At 58.7% G+C, this 12,714-nt stretch carries 12 protein-coding genes; 9 read left to right on the top strand and 3 right to left on the bottom strand.

Annotated features, from left to right (window positions below; translation table 11 throughout):
* Positions 1-114, top strand: a 114-nt coding sequence (locus EOA49_RS12855; RefSeq protein WP_135913840.1) for a transposase domain-containing protein, incomplete at its 5' end; no start/stop codon positions are given.
* A 175-nt stretch (positions 115-289) separates the two neighbouring features.
* Here the strand turns inward: EOA49_RS12855 and EOA49_RS12850 are convergent.
* Both EOA49_RS12850 and EOA49_RS12845 read right to left on the bottom strand, forming a co-directional pair.
* Positions 290-1,081: a hypothetical protein gene (locus tag EOA49_RS12850; RefSeq protein WP_029356716.1), complete on the bottom strand. Its 792-nt coding sequence runs from the start codon at positions 1,079-1,081 to the stop codon at positions 290-292.
* Entirely contained in the window at positions 1,002-1,637 is a 636-nt protein-coding gene (locus tag EOA49_RS12845) for a GrpB family protein (protein WP_164746801.1), read from the bottom strand. The genes EOA49_RS12850 and EOA49_RS12845 overlap by 80 nt, the downstream gene beginning before the upstream one ends.
* Positions 1,638-1,969: 332 nt before the next feature.
* Between EOA49_RS12845 and EOA49_RS12840 the strand changes: the two genes are divergently transcribed.
* The 8 genes from EOA49_RS12840 (at position 1,970) to EOA49_RS12805 (ending at position 9,258) form a co-directional block, all read left to right on the top strand.
* A complete protein-coding gene (locus EOA49_RS12840; protein WP_095517093.1) occupies positions 1,970-3,409 on the top strand; it encodes a cyclic GMP-AMP synthase DncV-like nucleotidyltransferase in 1,440 nt (479 codons plus the stop codon).
* A gap of 21 nt (positions 3,410-3,430) precedes the next feature.
* A complete protein-coding gene (locus tag EOA49_RS12835; RefSeq protein ID WP_029356721.1) occupies positions 3,431-4,201 on the top strand; it encodes a hypothetical protein in 771 nt (256 codons plus the stop codon).
* A gap of 7 nt (positions 4,202-4,208) precedes the next feature.
* Positions 4,209-5,072, top strand: coding sequence for a CBASS oligonucleotide cyclase (locus tag EOA49_RS12830; protein WP_127240886.1), 864 nt, complete (start codon positions 4,209-4,211; stop codon positions 5,070-5,072).
* Between the two features lie 114 nt (positions 5,073-5,186).
* Positions 5,187-6,650 carry a HEPN domain-containing protein gene (locus tag EOA49_RS12825; RefSeq protein ID WP_127240887.1) on the top strand — a complete coding sequence of 488 codons (1,464 nt, stop codon included), beginning with the start codon at positions 5,187-5,189 and terminating at the stop codon, positions 6,648-6,650.
* Positions 6,651-6,662: 12 nt separating this feature from the next.
* Positions 6,663-7,511: a DUF4238 domain-containing protein gene (locus tag EOA49_RS12820; protein ID WP_084831572.1), complete on the top strand. Its 849-nt coding sequence runs from the start codon at positions 6,663-6,665 to the stop codon at positions 7,509-7,511.
* A 171-nt stretch (positions 7,512-7,682) separates the two neighbouring features.
* Positions 7,683-7,919 carry a hypothetical protein gene (locus tag EOA49_RS12815; protein WP_127240888.1) on the top strand — a complete coding sequence of 79 codons (237 nt, stop codon included), beginning with the start codon at positions 7,683-7,685 and terminating at the stop codon, positions 7,917-7,919.
* Positions 7,903-8,121: a hypothetical protein gene (locus tag EOA49_RS12810; RefSeq protein ID WP_095517096.1), complete on the top strand. Its 219-nt coding sequence runs from the start codon at positions 7,903-7,905 to the stop codon at positions 8,119-8,121. Before EOA49_RS12815 ends, EOA49_RS12810 begins: the two co-directional genes overlap by 17 nt.
* A gap of 6 nt (positions 8,122-8,127) precedes the next feature.
* A complete protein-coding gene (locus EOA49_RS12805; RefSeq protein WP_127240889.1) occupies positions 8,128-9,258 on the top strand; it encodes a hypothetical protein in 1,131 nt (376 codons plus the stop codon).
* 850 nt (positions 9,259-10,108) lie between these two features.
* Here EOA49_RS12805 and EOA49_RS12800 read toward each other — a convergent pair.
* Positions 10,109-12,256, bottom strand: coding sequence for a S46 family peptidase (locus tag EOA49_RS12800; protein WP_095517097.1), 2,148 nt, complete (start codon positions 12,254-12,256; stop codon positions 10,109-10,111).
* Positions 12,257-12,714 lie beyond the last annotated feature (458 nt).

Raw genomic sequence — 12,714 nt, 5'->3', positions numbered from 1 at the left:
GGCTATCTCGCCGATGTCCTCACCAGGATCGTCAATGGCCACCCGAACAGCCAGATCGACGACCTGCTGCCCTGGGCCTACATCCCGGCTCCCGAACTCAGGGCCGTGGCCTGAGAACAGCGCTTACACTTAGCCTGTGTCCGGGAGCAGACATCGGGATTAAACATGCTGGAGGTTTTGGTCGCACCTCATCTCACGTCGTGAAGCGAAGGTAGCTTCCGGTAGCAGCCGACACTCGCGCTTTCCGCACGCTAGTGAGCTGCAGGGCTGAGTTGATCGCCGAGACGCTTCAGCTCAGCTCCGTTAGTCGCTTATTCTCCAGATAAGCGCGCCATCTGCGGGTGAGTTTGCCGCGACGGAGTTGATATATACCCGGCAAAGCGACTGGTGCGCCTTCGACGACCGCATTGTAGTCCGACAGGAGTAGCAGCAGGTCCGGCTCTGTGTAGCCACGTGCGGCCGCACTTTCGACGCGTTGGAGGACATCATCGATAGCGTCGGCGGCGTTCTTGTGTGCGATCATCGTGCCGACTGTATCGGACGAAAGCAGAAAAACTAGTGCCGCCACCAGCACGCGCGCAAGTGAGACCTGTGCGTCGGTGGACATCGAAGACATAGCATGCCAGAGCGTGAAGCCCATCAGAAGCGCAACCGCAACCAGCACGAGGCGCATCGCTTGGGCACTCGCGCGCTGCAAGTCGCGCGTCCAATATGCTGATTCTTCAATCAACTCGGCCAGGCGGAAATAACTCGGCTCTGCGCGGCTCGCAAAGTAGCTTTCCTCGCGCACCATTGGCTTGTTTTCGATGGGTGCGGTGAAGCCGTCAAAGATTCTAAGCCGCTGCTCTGCCGAGAATCGTGCATTGAGACCGCTCGCCAAGAGCACCGCCCGGCGCGCTTGGTCGCCAGCCGAGCGGTGCTTCCGCTGCCTGCGGCCCAGCAAGAGCCAAAAGCCGGCAAGCCCGAAGCCGATGAGCGCGAAGTTGAGAAGGGTGGCGTTGTCACTGGAATAGACTGAGATTGCGGCGATGGCCGCAACACCAAATTGGGCGGCAAGTGCCAGGTTCTGATGCCTGCGCACGGTTCAGCTCCGCACGCTGATGGGTCAGCAGGCGGTCATTGCTAAACGCCGCCGCTGCATGACGCAGAACCTCGGCGACAAAGCTAGACTTACCTCGAGTGTAGGCCTTGGCGTCGGTCGGATACGCCTGCGCAAGGCGTTGCTTGAGAGCGGCATAGCGGCTCGCTAGGTCTGGATCGCCGGACAACTCGTCGCGAAATACAATCATGTCCTGTCCCCAAGAGTTGCCGTTGGGAACTAGGTGAAGGTGAAAGGGCGTGACGGGATCGGGTTTCACAAGAAAAATGCGCGGTGGGTTATCGCAACTCTCCTCCTCGACATAGCCCGCTGTTTTCAGCGTTGCGGCGACTTGTTGTGCTTCTGACCAGTCGAGAAGGGAGACCAGGAGGTCGATACACGGCTTGCCCATAAGACCGCGGATCGCCGTAGATCCTACATGATCAATAAATGCCCGCGCCGGTGCAATGACAGCGCGGATCGCCTCCGCCTCGCCGGCACAACGCGCGGCCCATTCTTCGTCGTGCGCGACAATGCGTACCGTATCATGCGCAGCCATTTTCTCTCCACGCATGGCAGAACCAAACACCCTGGATCTTGTACTGCTCGACCACATTACCATGGACGCCATAATACGTGTTCGGCTTGGTCACCGCACGCGTGCTACGCATCGGTTTCTCGCAATCTATCCAAAAGCATTCGTCCCCGTGTGAGAGTTAAATTCTTATTTTCACTCTCGGTCGTGTAAAGCAGATTATCTCGTTCGTGTTCGCAAACCCGAGCGGCTGTTTCCTTGGCTTTCCGTACCTCTCCTTCCGCCAATGAGAGTCCGTCGGGAACGTGAGCGTTTCGACAGCCATTGGGGACTAGCACATATCAAGAGGGGGCAGTGTGAAACTTGTAAATGACTTCAAAAACTTTCTATCCGATACCGTCAATCTCAATCAAACCCGTATTACACTGCTTGAGGACCGAGCGGAGACGATTAATAGCTTTCTTCGAGCATCCGACTGGGAACCGACAATCTCCACCTTCATCGAGCAGGGCTCTTGGGCGCACGACACTATCATCCGCCCGGTGGATGGCGGAGAATTCGACGCCGATCTGCTCGTCAGGGTTCGGCCGGTCGATGGCTGGAGTGCCGCTCAATACGTGAAGGACCTCGGGCGCGTTTTCCTTGAGAGCGGACGATATGCCGACAAGACAGTCGTTTATGATTACTGCGTCACGATCACCTATGCGGACGATTGTAAGATTGATATCGCTCCGCTGGTGATGGACCGCGAGTACCGAGGAACGCTCGAAGTCTGCGACAAGCGCAATGATAAGTTCGACGAATCCCAGCCCATCGAATACACTCGATGGATGCGCGAGAAGAACGGGTACTCGGGTAATAACTCGTTTCGCAAGGCGACCCGGCTCATCAAATACATCAGGGACATCAAGAAGCGTTTCAGTTGCCAGTCGGTTCTTCTAACGACACTCGTCGGTCACCGGATCGAGTGGTTCGACAAGGATTCGGACGGGTTCGCGGACACGCCAACCGCGTTGCAGACAATCATGGGTAGGCTCGACGACTGGCTGCAGGCACGGCCGGACAAGCCGGGGGTCAACAACCCTTCGCTCCCCACCGAGGATTTTGCCGACCTGTGGAACGACACCCAGTACGCGAACTTCCGAAACTTCGTGAACAAGTACCGGAAGTGGATCGATGAAGCGATCGATGCCGAGACCCGCTCCGACAGCATCGAGAAATGGCGCAAGGTCTTCGGCGACGATTTTGCGAAGGGAGAGAACGTAAAGAAGGCGGAGGCTTCTGCGATGCAGCAGGCCAGTGCGCTTCTCATGGAAGGGGCAGCCCACCTTGATAGCCTAGTCGACAACGTAATTGACTTTGGTATCAGCATCCTCCCATTGTGGTTCCGGACGCCATCCCACCTCCAGGCCCCGCGTTGGCAGCCCGCCGAGCAGGTTTCCCGGAATGTCCAAGTCTTCGCCGAATATCGCGCGTCCCAGTATTCCGGCAAGGGACATCCGATCAATTCAGGCGAGGCGTTACCCCCGCGGGGTGGTCTCTGGTTCGACGTCCGTGTCAACAAGTTCCAGACGGTGCCGGCTGACTGCTACGTACGGTGGCGCATCACCAATACCGGGGCAGTGGCGATGGCCCTCAAGAAAGGGCGGGGCGGCTTCGAGAAGCCTACCGACGGTGATCGTCGCTGGGAAGCGCTCGAATATCGCGGCGTCCACATGGCGGAAGCATTCATCATCCGTAGAAGCGATGATCGGCTCGTTGGTTTTAGCGAGCCATTCTACGCTGTGATCAAGTAGGTTGAGGAAAGGGAGCTATCGATGCCCAGGGTAGATACGGTAGGTGGCAACTACTACAAGCCCCTCGAGCGGGCCGAAGCTGTCGGATCTGGACTGTTCTGGGTGGTTTCGATCCTCTCGATTGCGGCGCTTTTCGCCGACAAGGTGGCCTATCCGATTGTCTACGATATCGTGCAGATCGTCTTCATCGTTTGCGTGCTGCTGTTCTTTTTCCAGGGACAGGTCCAGAAGCTCTATCTCTTTCCTCGTGCCGAAGACAAACGCCGGCAGGAATTGCTGTCGAACAGTTACGGCGTGACGCTGACGCATGAAGAGACAGTCGGCTACTACAATAATGACCAGACAAACCCGTTGAAGCGCCTCGCGGCGTCGGTCATGGAAAGCACGTTCTTCACGCGCGAGATTGTTCGAAAGATGCTCGTCGGACAGCGAACGAAGACCGCAGGTTACCTCGTCATCTACTTCGTCGCCGTCTTGAATCGCTCCACGAATCTCGAAGTCCTTGCTGTCGCGGCTCAGGCGGTCTTCAGTGAGGATATCATCGCCCGGTGGCTCCGGATGGAATGGCTCCGTATCCGCAGCGAGCAGGTTTTCGATAATCTAACTCGACTGTTCACAGGAAAGCAGGCCTTCTCGCGACCCGCAGCTCAATCGCAGGCGATCGACTTTTTCTCGTTCTATGAGACGACCAAATCTACGGCCGCGATCCTTCTCTCATCTAGGCTGTTTCATAAGCACAACGCGCGCCTGACGAAGGAATGGGATCAGATTCGCGGTCGTCTCGGAATCTGAGGCAAACATGGTCACAACTATATCGGAGGGCTTTCGCCAATTCAGAACAAACCTTGAAATCACAAGTCTTCAGGAAAGCACTACGTCCAGCCGTCAGCAGAACGTGCGGGACACGGTCGCCGAAGATTTCGAAGTTCTCGAATCCTTTCTGACCGGGTCCTATCGCCGAAACACGATGATCGCACCCCTCACTACGGCAGACATCGACGTCTTCATCGTGCTCGATCCGAAATACTACACGGACCAAAGCCAGCATGCACTGCTGTCATCCGTGATGACGACACTCAAGAAGAGGTATCCGAAGACACCGAAAATAAAGCCCGACGGCCAAGCGGTGACCATCACCTTCACGGATTTCAAGGTCGATGTCGTTCCGGGCTTTTATCGAACTGGCGGTGGGTTTCTTATTCCCGACTCGCACCTGAAGAGATGGATTCCCACGGATCCGAAGAAGCACGTCGACTTGTGGTCCGCGTCCAACAAAGCTCACCACGGCTCACTCGTGCCACTGATCAAGATGCTGAAGTGCTGGAACCGCGAGAAGGGAAATCTCTTCCGCTCCTTTCATCTGGAGGTCCTAGTGCGCCATGTTCTGAAGGACGTCACTATCACCGACTATCCGAGCGGCGCTCGATGGGGATTCGACAAAATGAGGGACAAGGTCTGGACCAAGATTGCCGATCCCGCCGGCTACAGCGACGACGTCGCTTCCTATCTCGCTAAGTCCGAGGCCGACAGGATGATCGCCGCTCTCGACCAGGCGTATCGGCGGGCCCGTACTGCGGAAAACTACTCGAACCAGGGATATGCGAAGCTGGCGATCGACGAATGGCGGTCGATTTTTGCTGACTATTTCCCCGCATACGGATGAGGCGACCACACTCGAAGAACGAAAAACGGGCAGCAGTCTTAAGCCTCGGGCTGGTTGCATGTTAGTTTCCAACAAACCAACTCGGAATGTCACTGCTCGACTAGGGGAAACTTGATGGATGAGGAAGCCGCCCAGGAGAGCGCGCTACAGAGGCGCCTAGGCAAGCTGCTGGCCGAAGCGTATGATGAAGTCGTATCTGCCATTCTTTCCAAGCTTGAGGGTGGCGGCAAACCATCCAAGGTGAGCAGATATCCGACCTTCTCGCTGCATAACAACGGCATGGCATCGTTGGGCGATGGCGCTTGGACGGGGGTGGGTCCGCTAGAATATGCTTCACTGCTCGAACCTCCCTACAACGACCCTGAGGCGCGTCAGTTAGGCAAGTTCCCACCCATTCGTTTCCCTGCAGTGGCGAGGCTGGCAGCGTTCGCCCTTGAATACCCCGAAATCGCCCGCATTCCCCCGACGGGATCCGACGCGGAAAATCCGTTAGCAAGGGTCGCTATCGACCTTCTAGTCGCGCGGGCTGCGGATGTTCATTTTCTTCGCTTCGGCGCGGCCCCCGCGACGGACGCGACCCGCGCTGTTGTTCTGAAGCCGCTTTTCAAAGGATTGTTTGACTCGCGCCTGAAGCTTGCGGTGCTCGCGCCGATCGCACTCGTCCGGTTCGACTTCGACCGGGTGCGCCTCGGACCCTCTGCCTATATCATGCGAATGTCGCCAGATTTTCAACGAGCGCGATGGGAGATGAAGGCCTACGGCGCTAACGGTCATGACCAAGTGCTCGCGGCCGCGACCCATGCTTTCGTGCTTACCGGATGGGACGTTCCGAACGGCAATTGGATCGAGCTTAGCCAGACACTATCGAACTTCAGCTCGGAAGCACGCGAGCGCATCGATGCGCTATTCGCTGCGCTCCGGCTCGAGACCGGGATCGAGACTGGATATGCGCAGGAAATCCGGCTTGCGAGGGGCTGGCGTCACCGGCACAATTATGGGCTGCCCAATGTTTATGCCGTTGGCGCACGCCGCTATCCCGAGGTGTTCGACGATTTTGGTTGGAACCGTGCGGACCTACCCCTCGTCAGCAAGGCGCAGATGCGCAAGGTCGCATGCCTTCTTGAAGCATTAGAAAGTTCAACAGGCGAAAGGCTTGCCTTGGCCACCCGTCGCCTGAACACGGCAATGACGCGCAGTGACCTCGCCGACGCAATTCTCGACGCCACAATCGCTCTTGAGGTTTTACTTGGCGACGGAGACGGGCAGGCGATCTCGTGGAAGCTCCGGATGCGCGCAGCCGCGTTGGCAGGTATCGAGGGAGGTCAAGCTGGTGCGAAAGCCATGAGTGACGCGATCGCGGTGGTCTATTCGACCCGATCAGCCATTGTCCATGGCACTCGGCGACGAATTGGCGCTGCCGACGCACATGCAGAACGGGATTTGGCGGCGAAGGACCTGGCGCTCGATGCATTGCGTAGCCTGCTTAAGATCCTCATCCGCCGACCTGAGTTTCTCGATCCACGTCGTATCGACGGCGATCTGTTGATGGCACCGCCGTGCATCACAACTAGCACCTAGACGATCGGACCGATGTCAGTTCCCAAGCGCCATCACTACGTGCCGCAGATGATCCTGAACGGCTTCACAGACTCGGATGGCTGGCTGCACTGGTGCCGCCTCCGCGAACGACCCGTCACGGTCCGCCGCGCAAGGCCTCTTGAACTGTTCCATCAGAATCATCTGTACAGCACGCTTTCTGAAACCGGGGCCAAGGATCCGGCAATGGAGCACGCTCTTTCAGTTCTTGAGAGCGAGGCTGTTGGAGTCGTGCAATCCATTCTGGTGCCGGCACGGGAGGGCCGGCTTCCCGTCCTTACATCCGAGCAAAAGCGCCTCTGGTACATATTCTTTCTAACCCAGTGGCGACGCAGTCCTGAGACCCAACGAGCCAACGTCTCCGATGCTGAAGCACTGCGAATGGTTGAGGATACACTCGACGAGCTCCGCCAAGCCGCACCCCATCGACTTGACGAAATCGAAGCGCTGGCGACGGCCGATGCCAAGGCTCGAACAGTACGCAACGTTCGAGTTCAGACAATCGGACAACCGAGTGCAGAGGTGATGCGCGTGCTTGAGCGACGTGGCATCGCCATACTGCGCATCGTCCAGCCGAAGAAAAGCTTCATCGTCGGCAGCCGGCCAGTCGTGAAACTAACCGCGCCCAATCGCACCGATCTTAACGATCCGACGGTCGAGATGTGGCTCCCGATCGCGTCAGACGTTGCCGTGGGAGCAGGACAAGGCGACGGAAAGATAAGTCTTCAGGATACGGTCGATGAACGCCCAGTGCGGCAGCTCAACATTGCGATCGCGGGCCAGAGTGGCACCATCGCTGCCGGTTCAGCAGCGCTGGTCAAATCCATAGCCAATGCTCGGTGATCAAATCCGAATATCCGAGGGGCTCGCGGGTAAGGCCGACCTCGCGCTTCTATATGGACGGCGGCCACGAGTACCACCCGGATTTCGTGCACGCAGCAGATCAGCAGTTGGAGGCTGACTTTCGATGAAGGTAACCCGCAGGCCTTCTTCAATCAGCTGAGCACGATCAGCGTGCCGGTGACGATGCAACGCAACCCAACCTACCCGAAATTCGTGTTGGTGTTCGGCCGCCGCGCCGAATACGCGGAGAGCGAACTGCGGCGCAGCCGTATTGACGCCGAAGAGCGCGACGATTTCAAGATTATCACGTTCGACAGCCTCGCGGAGGGTCTATATGGCAAGCGCACATTGTGGTTCGGCGTCCGGCGCGCCGAGTTCATGGATCTTCAGAATGAGGAAGATCGTTGACGATAATCTCTTTATCTGGGCCGATCCACGTATGCTAACCGTCAGCGAAGGGTTATACGAAAAGCTCGAGGCGGTCGGGGGCAAGAACAAGCCTTCGCCCTTCCGTACAACAGGATGCGGCCATCTTATGGGCAATTTCCATCCGGATGCGCTGAAGGTGAGGATGCGCCGCCGAACGGCCGCACCCGCGACGGCAAGCTGACGGACCATGGCCGATCAAGAGCCGACTGCTGTCGAAGATATGAAACCTGAGCACGTGGGGCCCAAGCGCCGGGAAGCCGCTGAGACCGAGAGCAACGGCCACGCGGAGAGCGCTGTATCAGAAGGGTTCATCACGGTCGCCGACCTGCCGCGCGGCCTCTACGACCATGAGGGGCACGTATCCGTGCGAGACCGTGGGCGGCGGCGATATCACCCGTTTGCCTATGATTTCGACTCCACCCCGATGAGTCTCGACGATCCGAGCGAGCACTGGGAGGAGAAAGTGAAGGTGCTCCATATCGAGAACCGCAACAATGCGATTGAGAGGCTTAAAGCCGAGTACGGCGAACGCCGCCATGCGCAAGTGATCCAGGACACTAAGGACCTTGGCGCAAAGGCGTTCTCCATCGTCAGTTATCATAACCTGATGCATGAACAGGCGCGCCGCGCCTTTGTATCAGGGCTCTACTTCCCAGCCTTGGTCGCTGCGTGCGCCCTCGGCGAGCGCATCCTGAACCACCTCATCCTGGACCTTCGGGATCACTACAAAGCGTCGCCGTACTACCGCCGTGTTTATCGCAGCGAGTCTTTCGATGACTGGCGGTTCGCCGTGCGCGTGCTGGAAGACTGGGGCGTGCTCTTGCCTGATGTTGGGATAGCTTTCATGGAGCTTGCGACGCTGCGCAACCGCTCGGTCCACTTTAACCCCGCGACCTACTCCACAATGCGGGAGGACGCTCTATCGGCATTGAAAACGCTGGGCCACATCATCCAACTGCAGTTTGGCGGATTCGGCCGGCAACCATGGTTTATCGAAAACACGCCCGGCGCCCAGTTCATCAAGCGGACATACGAGGACGTTCCCTTCGTAAAGACTTATATCGTGCCCTTGAGCGGATTTGTCGGCGTAGAATACGGCATGGACCTCACGGAACGGGGTTGGCGTCATCTCGACTACCATGACTATGGCCCGGGCGATGTCGACGACTCCGCGTATGCGCGTCTCTACCGTGAGCGGGATCATAGCAAAGTCGTTACGCGCGAGATGGTGGAGCGCGCTGCACGGGCGCAGGCAACGGCCGCGGCCGAGGAAGGGGCGGAAAGCGCCCGTCCCGAAGGTGTCGCGCCCCAGGCATAATCTCCACAGCGATCGGTTCCGCCGCGATTTGGCGCTTCGGAGTTGAGCCCGAAATCGCTGCGCATGCGTAGCGAAGCGAATTGACATTATTACGGGCAATGACCGCTATCGTGGTTTCGGTATTTGAGTACGAGCGGCCGAAAGGGCGTCGGTTGGTTATGGGCAGCTTTCCATCAACCGGGGCCGAAACCGGACGGACCGCAGTCGGCCCCGGAGCGGCCATTTCTGAACTCCCGCACATTGGCTTTTCCAGCGCTAAGCTGGCCTTGGGCGCCAGATGTTCCCGGTCTGTGCTCGAAAAGTCGCATAAAGGGCAGACTGGCACATGGAACTTGGGTCGCGAGGTGGAGCAAATGCGTTACGCAGGGTCGCAGAACGCGCAAGAGACATTGCAGGTCATCTATAATCGAGCTGTCGGCCCAGCCGACTTCCTATTCGTGCCAGTGAGCAATGGCAATCGTACCAGCGACAGCACCCATTGCTCGCTGCTGCTCGTTGATGGCCGCAACCCGGAGCGGGTCGCCTATCACCACGACTCCTCCCGGACAGGGCCACAACGACGAGCCTGCAAACCAGCTCGCAAGGGTGCTGAACGGCACCTTCGAGGCAGCCCCCATGACCCGACAGCCGAATGCTTATGACTGCGGCGTGTTTGTGTTGGCACGTGGGCGCCGATTGGACAATTGATGGCCGGGCAGCGGCGCCGGGTCGCTGCGACGACCTCGTCGCCGACCGGCAGGCGCTGCAAGACCGGCTGAGGCGGCGCTTCCGCACGGGATTTGTCTAAAATTCCAAGGGGGATTTGTGGAGGTATGACGCCGACAGGCCGCCTACCGCCAGACTACCCCGCTCATGAACGCGACGCCGGCAGCACTCCCATCTCCTTGAGCAACCAGGCAGCGCCGTCAATCTTGTCCATGGTCCAAAGCATGAAGCGACTGTCGACATGGATGCTTCGACTGCGGTCTGCGGCATATGCCCAATCGGAGATCACTCCATCGAGCGTGCCATCAAAGGCGAGACCGACGAACTCGCCGCGCCCATTCAGCGTGGCCGAGCCGCTATTGCCATTGGTAATGTCGACCGTGGACATGAAGTCGACCGGCAAAGTGCCCAGCTCCGGCGCGACATAGGGGCCATAATTCTTGGCCCGGATCGCAGCGACGGCGGCGGCCGGCGCATCAAACTCGCCCTTGCCAGTGTGCTTGGCCAGAAGTCCCTCAGCCGTGGTGAATGGCGTCCAGATCTGCCCGTCGCGTGTTCGCCCCGACACCTTGCCCCAGGTGATGCGCAGCGATCCATTCGCGTCGGGATACACCGGCCGGCCAATCGCCTGCCAGTAGGCGCGCAGGCCCTGCATATAAGTCGCGCGCGCCGCCTGCGCTCGGCCAGCGCGGTCCTTCGCCGCGCGCTCCGCAGCTATGTCGCCGGGATAGAGCGCGACCGCCAGCTTGATGAAAGGATCGTCCGACGCCTCGAAGGCAGCAGCCGGCTTGTCGAGCCAGCCGAGCCGCGTGGCCGTGTCGGCGAGTTTGGTTTCTGCATAAAGTCGGTCAAGGCCGATTTGGTCCAGAGCCGTTTCGAACGCAGTATCGCGGTCCTTTGCGTCTAGCCGGCGATATTCATCGAGCGCGGCCTCAAATAGCTTGCGATCGATGTCGGGCAGGTAACCGCGTTCGATCTGCGTCAGTTGATCCACGGTCTGGTTACGGTCACGATCCTGAAAGCCGCGTTCGCGGTCTTCATCGAGCTTCTCGTGCTCCTTGGCCCAGCGATACAGAGTGCGCGCGGATGAGAGCATTTGCGCGCGGTTCAGCAGCGCCTGGCGCAGCCCCTCGAGCGAGGCCTGGCTATTCTCGTCCACCATGGCGCCCAGTTCGCCGATCGCTGCGCCATAGCGCGCCTGCCGCGCGGGATCATCGGCGACCCAGTCGTGATAAGCTTTCTCCTCGATAGCCTTGCGCACGTCGAGCCCGATCGCATTGGCCCCGGCGAGATCGCCCGCCAACTTCTTCTTATAGTTTTCCACGCCTTGCAGGATGGAGGCGTAGCGGATCTGCGCTTCTCGATTGCCTGCCGTGGTTTGGTTTATCTGGGCCGCATAATCCGACAGCAAATGCTGCAACAGCGGTTCGTACCGCGCGAAATTGAACCGTACTTCATCCGCCGTGCGGAACCGATTGGTTTTTCCGGGAAAGCCGACGACCATGACGAAATCGCCGTCTTGCACGCCTTTAGAGGCAATGCGCAGCCAGCTCTTCGGCCGGTAGGGCACGTTGTCGCGCGCATAAGGCCGGGAGGAACCATCAGGAGCGACATAAGCGCGGTAAAAACCGAAGTCGCCTGTGTGGCGCGGCCACGTCCAATTGTCCGTTTCGCCGCCGAAGTTACCGATGCCGAGCGCGGGCGCATAGACGAGGCGCACGTCCTGAATTTCGAGCTTCTGCTGGAGATAGTAGGAGGCGCCGCCATAATAGGACTCCACGTCGCAGCGGCGATTGGGCTGTTCTTCACATGCGGCGATCAGCGCCTTCCGGTTCCTGTCGAGCCGCTCATAGCGCGCAAAGCCGTTCAGCTTGTCCGATACGCCCTTGAGCATGTCGGCGGTCACATCACGGATATCCTCGATCACATAGATGCGGCTGCCGGGCACCGCGGGTAATTCTTCACCAAGGCTTTTCGCTAGAAATCCCTTGGTGAGATAGTCTTGACTCTCCTTGCTGTTGTACTGGATCGATTCCAGCACGCAGTGACGGTTGGTCGCAACCAGTCCTTGCGGACTGACGAAGGAAGCTGAACATCCGCCCAGTGATACGATCGCGTTGAGCGGGGCAGTGTCTAGACGGCTGAGCTGCGCGGGATCAAGCTGGAGTCCATTCGCGCGCATGGCCGCGCCAAGTTCCGTAATCTGGGCCGGCATCCACATGCCTTCGTTCGCCGACGTCCAGAGCAAGTTCATAGCGGTGGCTTGGGCCAAACGACTAAAATTCGAGTTCATGCTGATCTCGTTCCCATTCTGTGTATTGTTCTCCGCTGATCTGGATCGATGAGCTATCGGGCTGACCGGCGTCCGCAAGCGCCTGCGCGGCAGCCACTGGGTGAAGAGTGAGTGGACGGTCAACACAAAAATCTGGGTGACGCTCCCCTCACATTGTATCGGTGCAACGTTTGCGGATCATCCGTTGCACTAATCGTGCCAAAGGATGCCTGAGACGCCCTTCGGGTCCCGCGGAGAAGTCATTCGAGACGCCTCTAACAATATCTCCCGCATTGCGGGCCGGCCATTGGAGCGCCTCGTCAATAAAGCTTTCAATCACCTACGTGGTAAGGGCCTTGCGTGTCCGACCTCCGACATTTGGGTCCGACCTCCGACATTTGGTTGTAGACCCGACACTCTCGTCCTCGCTCGCGACGAAGCCCACTGCCGAACAGCCGTCGTTAATTGTGAGAATGCGT

The sequence above is a fragment of the Mesorhizobium sp. M1A.F.Ca.IN.020.04.1.1 genome (assembly GCF_003997315.1).
In the GTDB taxonomy this organism is placed as follows: Bacteria; Pseudomonadota; Alphaproteobacteria; order Rhizobiales; family Rhizobiaceae; genus Mesorhizobium.
This window is presented reverse-complemented; position numbering and strand designations above follow the sequence as displayed.

Bases quoted from the DNA above. Each gene is read 5' to 3' on its own strand.
- EOA49_RS12845 (WP_164746801.1), bottom strand. From the start codon at position 1,637: ATGGCTGCGCATGATACGGTACGCATTGTCGCGCACGACGAAGAATGG.
- EOA49_RS12835 (WP_029356721.1), top strand. From the start codon at position 3,431: ATGCCCAGGGTAGATACGGTAGGTGGCAACTACTACAAGCCCCTCGAG.
- EOA49_RS12830 (WP_127240886.1), top strand. From the start codon at position 4,209: ATGGTCACAACTATATCGGAGGGCTTTCGCCAATTCAGAACAAACCTT.
- EOA49_RS12825 (WP_127240887.1), top strand. From the start codon at position 5,187: ATGGATGAGGAAGCCGCCCAGGAGAGCGCGCTACAGAGGCGCCTAGGC.
- EOA49_RS12820 (WP_084831572.1), top strand. From the start codon at position 6,663: ATGTCAGTTCCCAAGCGCCATCACTACGTGCCGCAGATGATCCTGAAC.
- EOA49_RS12810 (WP_095517096.1), top strand. From the start codon at position 7,903: ATGAGGAAGATCGTTGACGATAATCTCTTTATCTGGGCCGATCCACGT.
- EOA49_RS12805 (WP_127240889.1), top strand. From the start codon at position 8,128: ATGGCCGATCAAGAGCCGACTGCTGTCGAAGATATGAAACCTGAGCAC.
- EOA49_RS12800 (WP_095517097.1), bottom strand. From the start codon at position 12,256: ATGAACTCGAATTTTAGTCGTTTGGCCCAAGCCACCGCTATGAACTTG.